The 16,359-nt window shown below is 62.2% G+C and carries 15 protein-coding genes; 4 read left to right on the top strand and 11 right to left on the bottom strand.

Annotated elements, in window-relative coordinates; all coding sequences use genetic code 11:
- Nucleotides 1-22: 22 nt before the first annotated feature.
- Nucleotides 23-1,012, top strand: coding sequence for an MBL fold metallo-hydrolase (locus tag D460_RS0105485; protein WP_018897511.1), 990 nt, complete (start codon nt 23-25; stop codon nt 1,010-1,012).
- An 87-nt stretch (nt 1,013-1,099) separates the two neighbouring features.
- On the opposite strand, the gene D460_RS0105490 is transcribed toward D460_RS0105485, so the two are convergent.
- Nucleotides 1,100-1,369: an antibiotic biosynthesis monooxygenase gene (locus D460_RS0105490; protein ID WP_018897512.1), complete on the bottom strand. Its 270-nt coding sequence runs from the start codon at nt 1,367-1,369 to the stop codon at nt 1,100-1,102.
- Nucleotides 1,370-1,533: 164 nt separating this feature from the next.
- Here D460_RS0105490 and D460_RS0105495 point away from each other — a divergent pair, with 164 nt between their 5' ends.
- Nucleotides 1,534-2,112: a hypothetical protein gene (locus D460_RS0105495; protein ID WP_026282817.1), complete on the top strand. Its 579-nt coding sequence runs from the start codon at nt 1,534-1,536 to the stop codon at nt 2,110-2,112.
- 42 nt (nt 2,113-2,154) lie between these two features.
- Here the strand turns inward: D460_RS0105495 and D460_RS0105500 are convergent, their stop codons facing one another.
- Nucleotides 2,155-3,414 carry an AGE family epimerase/isomerase gene (locus D460_RS0105500; protein ID WP_018897514.1) on the bottom strand — a complete coding sequence of 420 codons (1,260 nt, stop codon included), beginning with the start codon at nt 3,412-3,414 and terminating at the stop codon, nt 2,155-2,157.
- Nucleotides 3,415-3,587: 173 nt separating this feature from the next.
- Here D460_RS0105500 and metH point away from each other — a divergent pair, with 173 nt between their 5' ends.
- A complete protein-coding gene (gene metH / locus D460_RS0105505; RefSeq protein WP_018897515.1) occupies nt 3,588-7,361 on the top strand; it encodes a methionine synthase in 3,774 nt (1,257 codons plus the stop codon).
- A 106-nt stretch (nt 7,362-7,467) separates the two neighbouring features.
- Here metH and D460_RS0105510 read toward each other — a convergent pair whose 3' ends face one another.
- The 9 genes from D460_RS0105510 to D460_RS0105550 all read right to left on the bottom strand — a co-directional run bounded on the left by D460_RS0105510 (nt 7,468) and on the right by D460_RS0105550 (nt 15,298).
- Nucleotides 7,468-8,337, bottom strand: coding sequence for a hypothetical protein (locus tag D460_RS0105510; protein WP_018897516.1), 870 nt, complete (start codon nt 8,335-8,337; stop codon nt 7,468-7,470).
- Between the two features lie 74 nt (nt 8,338-8,411).
- The gene (locus D460_RS0105515; RefSeq protein WP_018897517.1) at nt 8,412-8,717 is read right to left on the bottom strand and encodes an NIPSNAP family protein; all 306 of its coding nucleotides are present in this window, start codon (nt 8,715-8,717) and stop codon (nt 8,412-8,414) included.
- A gap of 69 nt (nt 8,718-8,786) precedes the next feature.
- Nucleotides 8,787-10,130 carry an MFS transporter gene (locus D460_RS0105520; protein WP_026282818.1) on the bottom strand — a complete coding sequence of 448 codons (1,344 nt, stop codon included), beginning with the start codon at nt 10,128-10,130 and terminating at the stop codon, nt 8,787-8,789.
- 61 nt (nt 10,131-10,191) lie between these two features.
- Nucleotides 10,192-10,314, bottom strand: a complete 123-nt coding sequence (locus D460_RS37060; protein WP_280741326.1) for a hypothetical protein — start codon at nt 10,312-10,314, stop codon at nt 10,192-10,194.
- Nucleotides 10,311-11,372, bottom strand: a complete 1,062-nt coding sequence (locus D460_RS0105530; protein ID WP_018897519.1) for an ABC transporter ATP-binding protein — start codon at nt 11,370-11,372, stop codon at nt 10,311-10,313. Before D460_RS0105530 ends, D460_RS37060 begins: the two co-directional genes overlap by 4 nt.
- Before the next feature lie 11 nt (nt 11,373-11,383).
- Complete coding sequence (locus D460_RS0105535; RefSeq protein ID WP_018897520.1) at nt 11,384-12,172, bottom strand: ABC transporter permease; 789 nt, start codon at nt 12,170-12,172, stop codon at nt 11,384-11,386.
- The gene (locus tag D460_RS0105540) at nt 12,169-13,065 is read right to left on the bottom strand and encodes an ABC transporter permease subunit (RefSeq protein WP_018897521.1); all 897 of its coding nucleotides are present in this window, start codon (nt 13,063-13,065) and stop codon (nt 12,169-12,171) included. Before D460_RS0105540 ends, D460_RS0105535 begins: the two co-directional genes overlap by 4 nt.
- Nucleotides 13,066-13,142: 77 nt before the next feature.
- Nucleotides 13,143-14,246 carry an ABC transporter substrate-binding protein gene (locus D460_RS0105545; protein WP_026282819.1) on the bottom strand — a complete coding sequence of 368 codons (1,104 nt, stop codon included), beginning with the start codon at nt 14,244-14,246 and terminating at the stop codon, nt 13,143-13,145.
- Between the two features lie 179 nt (nt 14,247-14,425).
- Complete coding sequence (locus D460_RS0105550; protein WP_018897523.1) at nt 14,426-15,298, bottom strand: MurR/RpiR family transcriptional regulator; 873 nt, start codon at nt 15,296-15,298, stop codon at nt 14,426-14,428.
- A gap of 179 nt (nt 15,299-15,477) precedes the next feature.
- On the opposite strand from D460_RS0105550, the gene D460_RS0105555 reads away from it, so the two are divergent.
- Nucleotides 15,478-16,248 carry an N-formylglutamate amidohydrolase gene (locus D460_RS0105555; RefSeq protein ID WP_026282820.1) on the top strand — a complete coding sequence of 257 codons (771 nt, stop codon included), beginning with the start codon at nt 15,478-15,480 and terminating at the stop codon, nt 16,246-16,248.
- Nucleotides 16,249-16,359 lie beyond the last annotated feature (111 nt).

Consider the following 16,359-nt stretch of genomic DNA (forward strand, 5'->3'; position numbering starts at 1 on the left):
ATTCAACGCCTAGAGGTGCGATTTGACCCATACTTCCCGTCGAGACTTTCTATCCGCCGTTGCCGTCACCACCGCCGGCGCCGCAGCGCTGGGCGCCACCGTGCCCGCATCCGCCGCTCAGGCCCAGCACACATCCAAGGCGCCCGGCCAGGTGCCCGGCGTCTACCGCTGGACGGTCGGCGCCATTACCGTGACGGCGATCGCGGATGGCTACAGCACGCTGCCGCTCGCCATCGTCCCAGGCGCTACGCCCGAAGCGGCCGATGCGCTGGCGCGCGAGGCTTTTCTGCCCACAGGCGACCTGCCTTGCATCGTCAACACCTTCGTCATCGACACGCCATCGAAGCGTCTTCTCGTCGATACCGGCTTTGGCCCCGGGCCGGGACTGCACACCGGCAAGATCTGGGAGAACCTTACCGCTGCCGGCATTGCGCCATCGGAGATCGATGCGCTGGTGCTGACTCACGGTCATCCCGACCATATTGCCGGCATGCTGACGAAGGAGGGGAAGGCCGCTTTCCCCAATGCCGAGCTCTTCGTCCACGCGCGCGAGCATGCCTACTGGACCGACGACGCGGCACAGTCGAAGGCGCCGGATTTCCAGAAGGGCTGGTTCGATCTGTTCAGGACGTCGGCTGCGGCCTATGCCAAGCGGACGACGCTCTTTGACCGCAACGACCAGGAGATCGTCAGCGGCGTCCGGGTGCTCGAGCTGTTCGGCCATACGCCCGGCCATAGCGGGCTGCATCTGTCGGATGGAAATCAGGAGCACCTGATCTGGGCCGATATCGTTCACTTCCCGCATCTGCAGTTCGCACGGCCGGAATGGGGCGTCGGCTTCGACGTCGACCCTGACCTTGCCGGCAAGGCGCGCAAGACGATGCTGGATATGGCGGCGACCGACCGGATCGGCGTTTCGGGCATGCACCTGGCCTTCCCGGCGGTCGGCCATGTCGTGACCCGCGGGAAAGCCTATGCGTTCGAACAGTCGCGCTGGCAGTTCGATCTCTGATCTAGGCGATTGGCCGGTGGGGCTGCACGCCGGCCATGTCAGGTGAAACTCCCTGCGCGCGGAAGGTATCTCGCGCAGGAAACGGTTCTACGCCTTCTCCACGACCCAGACGGTCGGGGCGCCGAGGATGCCGCCGGTGCGCATGGCCGAGCGGAGCCCCTCGAGTTGCATGAAGGCCTTTGCGGCCTCTGATGTCGCGAATTCGTGGGTGACGGTGATGTCGTTGGGGTTGTCGGCGGATTGGTAGACCGTCTCTGCTATCACGCCGTTTGCCGCCTGCACCGAGCGGAAGCCGTCATACACCTTGCGCCAGGCCGTATAGTCCGAAACCTCATGCCGTACGAACACTGTCGTCATGTTCCGCTCCTGCGTTGCATTCACATGTTTCGTTGGGATGCCCAGGCGTCAGCGTACCACCGATGAGGGGTTCGCGCGCGTGGAAATCGGCTCAAGGGCATTGCGCATCGCACACCGCTGAAATTGCATGTATGCTGGCACATCTCGATCAGGGAACAGGATCGATGACGCGTCGTTTGCGCATTCTCGCGGCGTTGCTCTCCCTGGCGCTGATCAGCGCCGGGCCGGCCGATGATGGGCGGTGGTATGCGGGAAGCTACTCGTTCTCCGACGAACTTGGCGGCTTCCGCATCCTGTCCATATCAGGCGCTGGTACGCGGGAGGATCCGATCGAGATCCGCGAGGCGTTCGACAGCCTTGCGCCGGTGACGCTAGCGATCCGCTTCGCCAAACCCTCCGACCTGAAGACGACGGTGCCCGGCTCGTTTCATCTGCGCGTGGTGGCGGTGAACCGGAGCGGGCTGGCGTGGATCGGCTTTGGCTTCGAGCTTCAGGAAATTCGCGGCAAGCCCAGCGATTTCTATGACGGGCTATCCTTCGGGCAGGCCGATCCCAATCCGTCGCTGATCTCGTCCAGCCGTTTCATGCATTTCGAAAGCCGCTTCGAGAGCTTCGACCGGCTGAATTTCGATGAGGGGCATCTCGATCCCGGCGAGCAATCGAGGTTTGGCTTCTTCGTTTCCGATGTCACGCCGGTCCCGGAGTTCTATCTGGTCGAGGAGCCCCGCATTCCTTCGTCATGAATGAAGACGGCGCCATGGATGCGGCGCCGCCTTTTTTCACTGTCAGATCTTGCCGCCAGCTTCGGGGATGACCTTGGTCAGGCTGCCGGTCGCCGGGAAGAGGGGGATGAGGCAGGCTTGCAGGGCGTGGTAGATGTCGCCCTTGCCGGGGAAGATGGTGTGGGCGGGGACCATGTCTTCCGTCAGTTCTTCATGCCAGCCGCCGTTTTTGTGGTCGATGAAGCGGCGCTCGATGACGTTCCAGATCTTGCGGTAGCTCTCTTCGTGGTAGTCGCTCGGCAGGTGTTCGTTGAGATAGTGGGCAGCGGCCGCACCCTCGCAAGCCGGCCACCACATCTTCTGGCGCTTGTCCGGGCGGTCCTCCCAGTCGAGTGTGTAGAAGAAGCTGCCGTTCTCGTCGTCCCAGCCGAGCGCCATTGCCTGCGAGAACAGGCCCTTGGCGGCATCAGGCAGCCATTCCAGCTTCTTGCCGCCGAGCGCCCAGAGCTGCAGCAGCAGGCGCGCCCATTCCAGCGAGTGGCCGGGCGTGGTGCCCGCGGGGCGGAACATCTCGTCCGGATGATAGTAGTTCTTGTCGAGCTTCCACTCTGTGTCGAAGTGCTCGGCGACGCGCCAGTCGACGGAGCCGGCGGCGCGACGGATCACGAGGTCGGCGATGCTTTCGGCCTTGGTGAGGTAATCGCGGTTTCCTGTTGCCTCGAAGGCGGCCATCAGGGCTTCGGTCAGGTGCATGTTGGAGTTCTGGCCGCGATAGGTGCCGCAGTCGAGCGGCTGCCAGTCGGCGGTGAATTCCTCGGCGATAGCGCCGTGCTTTTCTTCCCAGAAGCGGGTGTTCAGGACATCGGTGATATCGGCCAACATGCCGTCGGCGAGCGGGTGGCCGATGGTCTTGGCGGAGGAGGCGGCGAGCAGCACGAAGGCGTGGCCGTAGCCCTGCTTGTTGGTGTCGACGGGGCCGTCATTGTTCAGCGACCAAAAATAGCCGCCGTTCTTCTGGTCCCTATGGTGGTTCCAGATGTACTGCATGCCGTGATCGACGACATCGGAGGCGCCGGGGCGGCCAAGCAGGGTGCCGATCGAGAAGCAATGGACGGCGCGGGCGGCGATGTGGATGCCGCGCACCTGGCCCTCGGCATCGAGCGGCTTGCCGGTATCGTCGAGATCGTAGAAGCCGCCCTTGGGATTGATGGAATCATGCTGGAAGAAATCGAACAGGCCGTTCGCCTGGGCGACGAGCCAGTCGCGGTGGTATGTACGTGTGGTCCAGTTGCCGAGCGCGGCGTCGCCGATTGCAGGTGCCATGATACTCCTCCGATTTCATACACAATGCTTTGAAATTGCCTATATAGGGGGCGTTCGAGTCTGTCATCCGCCGTGCGCCGGCAATGGCGAAATTGTCGCTGATATATTGACATAAAGATATCTTTATGTGATTTGGGCGGCTTGTCTTTATAATGACGTCAAGGAGTCCGCCCGTGTTCAACAATCTGTTTGGCCCCGAAGGGGAAAAGCGCGACGGCAGTGAAGTGTTTGCAGCGCTCAGGAAAGCCGCCAGCGAACGCATTCTCGTCCTTGACGGCGCCATGGGCACGCAGATCCAGGGGCTGGGTTTCGACGAGGATCATTTCCGCGGCGATCGCTTCATCGGCTGCGCCTGCCACCAGAAGGGCAACAACGACCTTCTCATCCTCTCGCAGCCGGATGCGATCGAGGAAATCCATTACAAATACGCCAAGGCCGGCGCCGATATTCTCGAGACCAACACCTTCTCCTCGACCCGCATCGCGCAGGCGGATTACGCGATGGAAGGCGAGGTCTATGCGCTGAACAAGGAGGGTGCCGAAGTCGTTCGCCGCGCCTGCATCCGCGCCGAGCGCGAGGATGGCCGCCGCCGTTTCGTGGCCGGCGCCATCGGCCCGACCAACCGCACGGCCTCGATCTCGCCTGACGTCAACAATCCAGGCTTCCGCGCCGTCACCTTCGACGACCTGCGCATCGCCTATGCCGAGCAGATCGACGGCCTGATCGATGGTGGCGCCGATATCATCCTGATCGAGACGATCTTCGACACGCTGAACGCCAAGGCTGCGATCTTCGCCTGCGAGGAGCGCTTCGAGGCCAAGGGCATCCGCCTTCCTGTGATGATCTCGGGTACGATCACCGACCTCTCCGGCCGCACGCTGTCGGGCCAGACGCCGTCGGCCTTCTGGAACTCGGTGCGCCACGCCAACCCGTTCACGATCGGCCTCAACTGCGCGCTCGGCGCCAACGCCATGCGTCCGCACCTGCAGGAGCTGTCTGGTGTTGCCGATACCTTCATCTGCGCCTATCCGAATGCGGGCCTGCCCAACGAGTTCGGCCAGTATGACGAGACACCCGAACTGATGGCGGCGCAGATCGACGAGTTCGCCCGCGAGGGTCTCGTCAACATGGTCGGCGGCTGCTGCGGCTCGACGCCGGAGCATATCAAGGCGATCGCCGAGGTTGTCGCCAAGTACAAGCCGCGTCCGATCCCCGAGCACCGTCCGTTCATGTCGCTGTCGGGCCTCGAGCCTTTCGAGCTCACCAAGGACATCCCCTTCGTCAACGTCGGCGAGCGCACCAACGTCACCGGTTCGGCTCGCTTCCGCAAGCTGATCACCAATGCCGATTACACCGCGGCGCTCGATGTCGCGCGCGATCAGGTGGAGAACGGCGCGCAGATCATCGACATCAACATGGACGAAGGCCTGATCGATTCTGAAAAGGCGATGGTCGAGTTCCTGAACCTGATCGCCGCCGAGCCGGATATCGCTCGCGTGCCCGTCATGATCGACAGCTCTAAGTTCTCGATCATCGAATCCGGCCTGAAGCGGGTTCAGGGCAAGCCGATCGTCAACTCGATCTCGCTGAAAGAGGGCGAGGAGAACTTCCTCGCGCAGGCGAGGTTGCTGCATGCCTATGGCGCGGCTGTCGTCGTCATGGCGTTCGACGAGACTGGCCAGGCGGATACCTATGACCGCAAGGTCGAGATCTGCACGCGTGCCTATAAGCTGTTGACCGAAAAGGCCGGTTTCCCGCCCGAAGACATCATCTTCGACCCGAACGTCTTTGCTGTCGCGACAGGCATCGAAGAGCATAACAATTACGGCGTCGATTTCATCGAGGCGACGCGCACGATCCGCAAGACGATGCCGCTGGTGCATATTTCGGGCGGTGTTTCGAACCTGTCCTTCTCGTTCCGCGGCAACGAGCCGGTGCGCGAGGCGATGCACGCCGTGTTCCTCTACCACGCCATCCAGGCGGGCATGGACATGGGCATCGTGAACGCCGGCCAGCTCGCGGTCTACGACCAGATCGACGCGGAGCTGCGCGAGGCCTGCGAGGACGTGGTGCTGAACCGCCGCAACGACGCGACCGAGCGGCTGCTCGAAGTGGCCGAGAAGTTCCGTGGCGGTGCCGCCCGCGAGGGACGCGTGCAGGACCTCTCCTGGCGCGAATGGTCGGTCGAGAAGCGTCTCGAGCACGCTTTGGTCAACGGCATTACCGAATATATCGATGCCGATACTGAGGAGGCGCGCCTTGCCGCGGCTCGTCCGCTTCACGTCATCGAAGGTCCGCTGATGGCCGGCATGAACGTGGTTGGCGATCTGTTCGGCTCGGGCAAGATGTTCCTGCCGCAGGTCGTCAAGTCGGCGCGCGTGATGAAGCAGGCCGTGGCCGTGCTCCTTCCGTACATGGAAGAGGAGAAGCGGCTGAACGGCGGCGACGACCGCAAGTCGGCCGGCAAGATCCTGATGGCGACCGTGAAGGGCGACGTCCACGATATCGGAAAGAACATCGTCGGCGTCGTGCTCGCCTGCAACAATTACGAGATCATCGACCTCGGCGTCATGGTGCCGGCGACGAAGATTCTGGAGACGGCGGTGGCCGAAAAGGTCGATGTCATCGGCCTGTCGGGCCTGATCACGCCGTCGCTCGACGAGATGGTGCATGTGGCGGCCGAAATGGAGCGCCAGGGTCTGGACCTGCCGCTCCTGATCGGCGGCGCCACGACCAGCCGTGTCCACACGGCCGTGAAGATCCATCCCGGCTATAGCAAGGGCCAGACCGTCTATGTGACCGACGCCAGCCGCGCGGTCGGCGTGGTCTCGTCGCTGCTCTCGCCCGAGAACCGCGATGGCTACATCACCGATATCCGCGCCGAATACGCGAAGGTCGCCGCGGCTCACGCCCGCAGCGAGGCCGAGAAGGTCCGCCTGCCATTGTCTCGTGCTCGCGAGAACGCGCAGAAGGTCGATTGGGCCGCTTACGCGCCCGCCAAGCCGAGCTTCCTGGGCACCAAGGTGTTCGAGGATTACGATCTGGCGACGCTCGCCGAATACATCGACTGGACGCCGTTCTTCCAGACGTGGGAGCTGAAGGGTCGCTATCCCTCCATTCTCGAGGATGAGAAGCAGGGCGAGGCGGCGCGCGCGCTCTGGGCGGATGCGCAGGGGATGCTGAAGAAGATCATCGACGAGAAGTGGTTCCGTCCGCGCGCCGTCATCGGCTTCTGGCCGGCCGGCACCGTCGGCGACGATATCCGCCTGTTCAAGGATGACAGCCGCAAGGAAGACCTCGCGACCTTCTACACGCTGCGTCAGCAGCTTTCGAAGCGCGATGGGCGGCCGAATGTGGCGCTGTCGGACTTCGTGGCGCCTGTCGACAGCGGTGTGCAGGATTATGTCGGCGGCTTCGTCGTCACCGCCGGTATCGAGGAAGTGGCGATCGCCGAGCGCTTCGAACGCGCCAACGACGACTATTCGTCGATCCTCGTCAAGGCGTTGGCCGACCGCTTCGCGGAAGCCTTCGCCGAGCGGATGCACGAAGAGGTTCGCCGCGAATATTGGGGCTATGCCAAGGGAGAGGCGTTCAGCAAGGATCAGCTGATCACCGAGGAATATGCCGGTATCCGCCCGGCGCCCGGCTACCCGGCGCAGCCCGATCACACCGAGAAGAAGACGCTGTTCGCGCTTCTCGATGCCGAAAACGCCGCCGGCGTGAAGCTCACCGAGAGCTACGCCATGTGGCCGGGTTCGTCCGTGTCGGGCATCTATATCGGCCATCCCGACGCCTACTACTTCGGCGTTGCCAAGGTGGAGCGGGATCAGGTCGAGGATTATGCCGGCCGCAAGGGCATGGAGATCTCCGAGGTCGAGCGCTGGCTCGGGCCGGTGCTCAACTACGTGCCTTCGAAGCCGCGCGAAGACGTGGAAGATGCGGCCTGATCGGGCGCGTCTTCAGGAACTGATTCAATTGCCGGAGAAAATGATTCAGGATCATCGGCCAAGGGCCTGATCCTGAATCGGAAATTGTCGTTTCGTCGGTCCGATGTCAGGCGGTGAGTTCGACCAGGATCGCGGTCGTGTCGTCGCTCTGCTTGAAGCGTGGATAGCGCAGTCCCTCGGGATCGGTCTCGCGTTCGAAGCGCCGGAGTTCCTCGATCATCGGGGCGAGGCCCTTGTCGAGTGCCGCGCGCACCAGGCTTGCGGTGTCATAGGCTTCGTAGAGCACGACAAGGTCGGCGAAGCCATCGCTGCAGATGATGGCGTGGGCGCGGCCCTTGATCTTCAATTCTTCCGACACGAGATGATCGGCCGATTCCGGCACGAGGCCCAGCGTCCAGATGCCGCCCGCGGTGTTCTGGCTTTCACGGTGACGGCGCAGAGCCGCCAGCGTCTCCGTATTGCCGAGCGCGCCGCCATCCTTGGTGATGCCGCCGGTGCGGGCGATATGGCTTTTCGCATGGGCCTGCTCCCTGGCATAGGCGTCGGGAAGGGCCATGTGAAAGCTTACCGATCCGTCTTCCTGCAAGAGGAAGACGCAGGAATCGCCGAGGCCATAGAAGGTCAGGCGATCGTCGGTGGCGTGGATCATCGAGAAGGCCGAGAGCGGCCAGGCGTAGCGTGGGGCGTCGGGGTTGCCGCCAAGGAATGTTGCCCTGGCCTCCTGCGAGACGGCGCGCGCGACATCCGAGACCGGCGTCTCACGCGTGATCTGCTGCCTGAAACCATCCGCGAAGCGTGCCGCGACCCAGGCGGCGTCGCTGCCTGATGCGTCCATGTATTGGCGATCGCCAAGGCCGGTTGCGCCATCGATCACGAAGGCGCAGGCCTCGTTATAGCCGAAGCGGTCGTCGTTCGGCTTGGCCGGGTTTCCCGGTACGGAGAGCGCGTCGAGGATCTTGATCTGAGGTGCCGGCATCGTTCTTCAGTTCCTCGTCATGTTGGAATGGAAGGCCGAGCAGGTCGGCCGTCGCGGATGTGGTGACGTCTCGGTCAGCCGAGAACCGGGCGCATGAAGCTGCGCTCATAGCTGATGATGCTGCGGTTGCGCTTGTCCAGATCGAATGCCGCCTGGCACTCGGGATCGACGGCCATGCGCGTGCGGTAGTCTTCGTATGCGGCAAGGCTCGGGAAGGAGAACAAGGCGACCGCGATGTTGTTGGCGCCTTCGGAGGGCAGGAAATAGCCGTGATGGTTGCCGCCCATGCGGTTGACGATGGGGATCCAAAGCCTGGCGTATTCCTCGAATTCGGCGAGCTTGTAGGGATCGATGACATAACGCAGATGGCAGGTAATCATTGAAATATCTCTCGTTGATCGAGCCGGCTGAAATGCCTGCCGGCCCGCTATTGGCTTAATGTGCTGTCCTCAGGCGCCGGCGGCAAGCCGCTGGTTGAGTTCCTCGATGCCGACATCGGCCTCCACCGTGTCGCCCTTGACGAGCAGGTAGACGCCGAGCGCGAAGGCAAGGGCTGCGATGAACAGCAGGTAATAGGCATGCGCCATCGGGTTCAGCGGCAGTAGCGAGGCAACCGCCAGCGGCGTCAGGCCGCCGAAGATGGCGTAGGAGACGTTGTAGGAGAAGGAGAGGCCGGTGAAGCGGACGCGGGCCGGGAAGGCGCGGACCATCACGTAGGGCACCGCGCCGACGAGGCCAACGGAGAGGCCCATGATCGCATAGAGCACGAAGAGCACGGTCAGCGATGTCGCGGCGTAGGTGTAGAAGGCGAAGGTCGCGGCGCCGAAGAAGATGCTGGCGACGATGAAGAAGCGGCCGGAGCCGACGCGATCGACGATCGCACCCGCGGCCGCCGTGCCGAAGATCAGGAACAGCGTGCCGAAGCTGGTGGCGGCCAGCGATTGCTGCGCGCTGTAGCCGTAGAGTTTCTGCAGGAAGGTCGCGGTCATCAGCGTGGTGACGACGATGCCGGCCGAGAGAATCCAGGTGAGCAGCATCGAGATGATGACGCCGCGCGGATAATCGCGCAGCACGGCCTTTAGCGGCAGTTCGCGCATCAGCGAGCGGCTCTGTTTCATTTCGGCGAAGATCGGCGTTTCCTGCAGCCAGCGGCGAAGATAGACGGCGACGAGGCCGAAGATGCCGCCGAGGAAGAAGGGAATGCGCCAGGCGTAGGCCGCGACATCCTCAGGCGTGAAGGCGGAGTTGATGATGGTGGCGATGAAGGAGCCGAGCAGGATGCCGAGCGTCAGGCCCGAGCAGAGGAAGCCGCAGGCAAAGCCGACGCGGCGGAAGGGGACGTGTTCGGCGACAAAGGTCCAGGCGCCGGGCACCTCGCCACCGATGGCCGCACCCTGCAGGACGCGCATCAGGATCAGAAGGATCGGTGCCGCGATGCCGATCGTGGCATAGGTCGGCATCGCGGCCATGCCGAGCGTCGACAGCGCCATCAACATGATCGAGAAGGCGAAGACGCGCTTGCGGCCGAACATGTCGCCGAAATGGGCCAGGATGATGCCGCCGATCGGGCGCACCAGATAGCCGGCGGCGAAGATGCCGAAGGTCTGGATGGTTACCAGCCAGTCGGGCATGTCGGGCGGGAAGAACAGGTGGCCGATCACACCAGCGAAGAAGACGAAGATGATGAAATCATAGAACTCCAGCGCGCCGCCGAGGGCGGAGAGGCCGAGCGTCTTGAAATCCTGGGCGGTGAGGCGGCGAGGGGCGGCTGCGGGCGTCGTGGTGGGGGACATGATGCGGGCTTCTTGCGGTATGACTTCGGTTGTGCCGTCGTCGCGCAATGGGATGGGGATTTCAAGCGTTTTCTGGTGTTTTCGCGTCATGTTGCGGCGTCGGCGCGCCCGCTGTGGCAAAGCCGCAAATGGAAAAGGCGCCGCCATTGGCGACGCCTTCGAGATTGGAAAGTCCGGTGATCAATCCCGGATAACCAGCAGATCCGCCGCCATGAAGCGCAGGGTCACCGTTTCGCCGGTGGCCGGCGGCTTGACGCCGGGGCTGTTGAACATGTCGAAGGAGATGACGTTGCCGCCGACGTTCATGCGGGTGCGGATGACGGAGCCGAGGAAGTGGGCGGAGACGACTTCGCCGGTGAGCTTGGTGTCGCTCGGTGTGCTTTCGGCGAGCGATCCGGCTTCCGGGCGCAGTGCCAGCGAGACGGTGTCGCCGGCCTTGTAGGTGGAGATGTTTTCGCGGAGCGTCACGCCCTGGTCGCCGATCTGGATGCGGTTGACCGAGGGGTCGACGACCTTGGCCTCGATGATGTTCAACGTGCCGACGAAGGATGCGACGAAGCGCGTGGCCGGCGTGTTGTAGATCTCGAAGGGGGTGCCGATCTGGTCGGCGCGGCCGCCGTTCATGACGACGATGCGGTCGGAGATCGACAGCGCCTCTTCCTGGTCGTGGGTGACGAAGATGGTGGTGATGCCCAGCGACTGCTGGATCTGGCGGATTTCCTCGCGCAGCGAGACGCGGATCTTGGCGTCGAGGGCCGACAGCGGCTCGTCGAGCAGCAGCACCTGTGGCTTGGCGGCAAGGGCGCGGGCGAGCGCGACGCGCTGCTGCTGGCCGCCCGACATCTGGTAGGGGTAGCGGTCGGCGAGGTGGCCGAGGTGGATCAGCGCCAGCATCTCCTTGACGCGGGCGTCGATCTCGGCCTTCGGCTTGCCGGCGATCTTCAGGCCGAAGGCGACGTTGTCATGCACCGTCATGTTCGGGAAGAGCGCGTAGGCCTGGAACACCATGCCGATGTTGCGCTGGTTGGGCTTCAGCGGCGCGATGTCCTTGCCGGCGATGCTGAGATTGCCGCCGGTGGGGTTCTCGAAGCCGGCGATCATGCGCAGGACCGTGGTCTTGCCGCAGCCCGACGGGCCGAGGAAGGAGACGAATTCTCCCTTCTCGATGTTCATGTTGAAGTTCTTCACGACCTGAACCTGGCCGAAGGATTTCTGAATGTTGGTCAGCGAGAGAAATGACATGTCGAAATACCTTAAGCCTTGGCCGGACGGGATCTGCCGATGCGCGAGACGAGATTGAGCAGGCCCATGCTGAGCCAGGTGATGGAGAATGCGATCACGGCGAGCGCCGAGGGCTCGTAGGCCCTGTTGGCGCCGACCAGCTGCAGGTAGGGGCCGAAGGCCGGGCGGCTCAGCAGTGCCGCGAAGGTGAACTCGCCCATGACGATTGCCAGTGTGATGAAGGCGCCGGAGAGGATGCCGCTCATCACGTTCGGGAAGATGCACTTGAACATGATCGTCCACCAGCTGGCGCCGAGGCTCTGGGCGGCTTCGGTCAGCGTTCTGACGTCGATGGCGCGCATGGCGGTATCGACGGAGCGGTACATGTAGGGCAGCGACAGCGTGATGTAGGAGAAGACGAGCAGGATGTTGGTGCCGGTCGTCGAGCCGGTCATCGGCAGGTAGGAGGAGGAGTTGTACATCCTCAAATAACCGAAGACGATGACGATGGCCGGGATGACCAGCGGCAGCAGGGTGATGAACTCGACCACCTGGCGCATCTGCGGCATGCGCAGGCGTACCCAATAGGCGGTCGGCACGATCAAGAGCATGCCGAAGACGATGGTCAGAAGCGCCATCATCATCGAATAGCCGAAGGTCGCGCGGAAGCGCTCATCGGAGAAGACCGAGAGGTAGGCATCGAAACTATAGGCATCGCGGCGCATGCGCAGCGAGAACTCGATGGTTCCGAGCAGAGGCACGATGAAATAGGTCGCGCCGATGGCGATGGCGATCCAGGCGCCGAGTTTTTGAGCCTTCATTTCTGCCACCGTTCAGCGCGCATGCGCAGCATGAGATAGAGGATGTTGGACACGCCGGTGATGACGATCATGCCGAGCGCGATCGCATAGCCGAGGTTCGCATTGTGAAGGACGTCGCCGCGGATCTGCGCATAGAGCAGGATCGGGACGATGTTGAGCGAGGAACCGGTCAGCGCATAGGCCGTCGCGATCGCGCCGAAGGCGTTTGCGAAGAGCAGCAGCGTGGTGCCGAGAAGGCTCGGCCAGAGGATCGGCAGGGCGACCTTGGTCCAATACTGGACATTGCTGGCGCCGAGGATTTCTGCTGCTTCGCGCCATTCCTTCTTCATGCCGTCGAGCGCCGGCGTCAGGATCAGCACCATCAGCGGGATCTGGAAGTACATGTAAGTGATCGTGAGGCCGAAGAAAGAGAGCAGGTTGAAGCCGGTGCCGTAGAGGTTGAAGCCGAACCAGTCCCTCAGGAAAACCGTCACGAGGCCGGTGCGGCCAAGGGTTGCCAGGAACGAGAAGGCGAGCGGGATGCCCGCGAAATTGGAAGCGACGCCGGAGAAGGTCAACAGCGTCGAGCGCACCGAGGTGGGCAGGCCGCCGAGCACGACAGCCCAGGCGAGGAAGAAGCCGATCAGCGCGCCACCGAGTGCCGAGGCGACCGAGACGCGGATACTGATCCAGTAGGCGCTGAGGATCGACGGGGTGAAGAGATCACCGATGTTCTTCAGCGTGAAATTACCTTCGGGCGTCAAAAAGGCACCGACCACAAGGTAGAGCGTGGGAATAATGAGAAAAAGCAGGGCGAAAATAATGAAGGGAGTAATGCCCAGCCAGTCGATCACGCGGTCCTTGGTGATCAGCGGGGCCGTGCTCACCACGGGCGTCGTCGAAACAGTGCTCATTGAAAAAGCTCTTCTTGCGGCGTCGGAGGGGCAAAAGCCTCCCCGCGATAAGGCGGGGAGGCCGGTTTCATGCAATATTACTGGACGTTGGCGCCGACGACGCTGTCCCACTTGCCGGTGATGGCGGTCTTGCCAGCAGCCTGCTCGTCGAGCGTCGGGAAGACAGCCTTTTCATAGGCCGCTGCCGGCGGCAGCTTGTCGAGAAGTTCCTGCGGGATCTTCTTGTTCTTGGCCAGATCGTTGAAGCGGATCGGGTGGCAATAGCCCTTCAGCCAGCCGAGCTGACCTTCGTCCGAATAGAGGTATTCCATCCAGAGCTTGGCAGCGTTCGGGTGCGGAGCAAAAGCGGAGATCGCCTGGACGTAAACGCCGGCGTTGACGCCCGATGCCGGAACGACGACTTCAACCGGCGGGTTGCCCTTGAGCGTATCGCGCCAGGACAGGCCGTTGTAGTCCCATGCGATGACGATCGGGGTCGAGCCCTGTGCCAGCGAAGCGGACTTGCCGATGACCGGAACGAGGTTGCCTGCCTTGTTGAGTTCGCCGAAGAAGGCGAGACCGGCTTCACCAGCCTTGGTCGCGTCCTTTTCACCAGCAGCGATGCCGGCAGCGTAAACAGCCTGGACAGCCTGGTTGGAAGCGCGCGGGTCACCGGCGAGAGCAACGCTGTTGGCGTAGTCCGACTTCTTCAGGTCGGCCCAGTCCTTCGGGACGTTCTTGACGATGTCGGTGTTCACGACGAAGGAGAGAACGCCGTAGTAATCGCCGTACCAGAAGCCGTCAGCATCCTTGGCGCTATCAGGGATCGAATCCCAGGTCGAAACCTTGTAAGCCTGGATCAGGCCGTCAGCCTTTGCAGTCGGGCCGAAGGAGAGGCCGACGTCGATGACGTCAGGAGCCTGCGGGCCGGTGTTGCCCTTGTTGGCCTTGATGGCTTCGATTTCGTCGCCCGAACCAGCGTCCGGGTTCAGTTCGTTCACTTCCAGACCATACTTCGCCTTGAAGCCGGCAATGACGTCGCCATAGCCGCACCAGTCGTGCGGGAGAGCGATCGTGGTCAGCGTGCCTTCCTTCTTGGCGGCGGCGATGAGTTCAGCGCTTGGCTCTGCGGCAGCAATTGCGGTTGAAGCCACAACAATTGCTGTAGAGAGCGAGAGCAGTCGAGAAAGATTAGAGATCACTGTTGTTCTCCTTCGGGTTTCAGTGTCCGACGATGCTGTTACTGACGTTACGTGAAGCTTGTGTGACAGTTGGATGACGCTATTTTTTCTTTGTATCGCGGGCGTTTGGCGAGGATGTTTCGATTGCGACACGTCCTTGTTTTCTGCCCGTTACATCTTCGCTGTCGTAATTGTCCCTCCTAACCAAGTTTGCGGAAGAGCCGCGTCTGTTCGAAAAGGCCTTCCAGCGTTTTCATGCGCTCCTTCGTCTCGTCCCATGTCGAGTTCTGAACCGCCTCTATAAGCGCCTCGACGATGAAAAGGGTGACGACGGAACTGTCCCATGCCGACGGCGCCTCGATCTGCACGCGAAACGTATGGCGTGCCAGCTTGGTCGCGGGGGAGGCCCATTGGTCGGTGAAGATGATGATCTCGGCGCCGCTGTTCTTGGCGGCAGTGGCGAGGCTGACGAGCTCCTGCTCGTAGCGCCTGATGTCGAAGATGATCAGCAGGTCGCCGGGGTTCATGTTCAGGACATATTGCGGCCAGCTGCTCGAATTGGCCGAGAGAAGCGCCGTATTGGGGCGAATGACCTGCATATGCGTGAAGAAATATTCGGCCAGAGCGCCGGTGATGCGGCCGCCGACGAAATAGAGGTTGCGCTTGCGGTCCGACAAAAGGGTCGCGACGCTGTCGAAGGTCGCGGTATCGAGACCGGTCAGCGTCTGGCGCAGATTGTCGATGATGGCATCGGCGAAGCGGTTGAGAATATGGGTTCCCGGCGCGTTGGACGCCCAGCGGTCATGCTTGGCGATCGGATTGGAGATCGTCGCCTCGACCTCCTGATGCAGATGCGCCTGGAAGTCGGGATAGCCCTTGTAGCCGAGCTTCTGGACCATGCGGACAACAGTCGGGGTCGATACGCCGGCGTTTTCGGCAATCGTCGTGATGCTCCCCAGTCCTGAGACCGGGTAGTTGTCCAACAGACTTTCAGCCAGCTGCTTTTCGGCGCGCGTGAGCACGCCAAAATGCGAGTGGATTACGTCTGAAACTGTCTTCGACGCAACGGTCACGCGATCTTGCTCCCCGGGATTGGTCTTGTGCCACTTTCCCACTCAAAGTTAACAACGCTGTCACAATCCATGTCAACCACTGTCATGAAAAGATTTTTTCAGTGTGCGCTTGACACTTGTGGAAAGCTGAAGAATTCTTTTCTTATAAGTATTTTATTAACAGTTGTGGTGGAGCGACTGTGGTGCTTGCTCGGTTGGAAGTGCTCGGCAAAGGGGAAGGGGAGTGCGTCGCGGTCGAAAGGCCAGACGGCACCAGCCCGGTGCTTATCGTCTGCGAACATGCATCGCGGGTTCTACCTGCCAGCTTCGGAACGCTTGGCCTTTCCGAGGAGGCGCTCAACAGTCACATTGCCTGGGATCCCGGCGCTCTTGCGGTCGCCAGGGGCATGTCCGAGGCGCTCGATGCCACGTTGGTTCACCAGCGTTTTTCACGCCTGATTTACGACTGCAACAGGCCGCCGGAATCGGCCGGCGCCATGCCTGAGAAAAGCGAGGTCTATGACATCCCGGGAAATGCAGGCCTGAGCGCGGAAGAAAAGATTGCGCGCACCGAGGCCCTGTACATCCCGTTTCATGACGCCATTCGCGCACTCATTCGTGAACGCAAGGCGCGGGGGCATGAGACCGTTATCGTCACCGTCCACAGCTTTACGCCTGTCTTTCACGGAAAGACGCGCGCGGTCGAGGTGGGCGTGCTGCACGACGAGGACAGCCGGCTGGCGGATGCGATGCTTGCCGCTGCGGGTGAGACGACGCACTATAGAGTTGAGCGCAACGAGCCTTATGGCCCCTCGGACGGCGTGACGCATACGCTGATCCTGCACGGGCTGTCGAACGGATTGCGCAATGTAATGATCGAGGTCCGCAACGACCTCATCGCAGACCCGGCTGGCCAAGGGGTCATGGCCAGCTATCTGACAAGGCTGCTCCAGCAGAGTCTGGACGCCTGACGACGAAAGATAAGACCCCAGGGAGCAGTCTAACTGCGATCCGCCCGCAGGCGAACACGTCGCGGGCACTTTGGCACTGGATAATCAGCCGCAATTCCGCGGTTGATGGCT

The organism is Rhizobium sp. 2MFCol3.1 (assembly GCF_000377565.1).
Classification (GTDB): Bacteria; Pseudomonadota; Alphaproteobacteria; order Rhizobiales; family Rhizobiaceae; genus Rhizobium.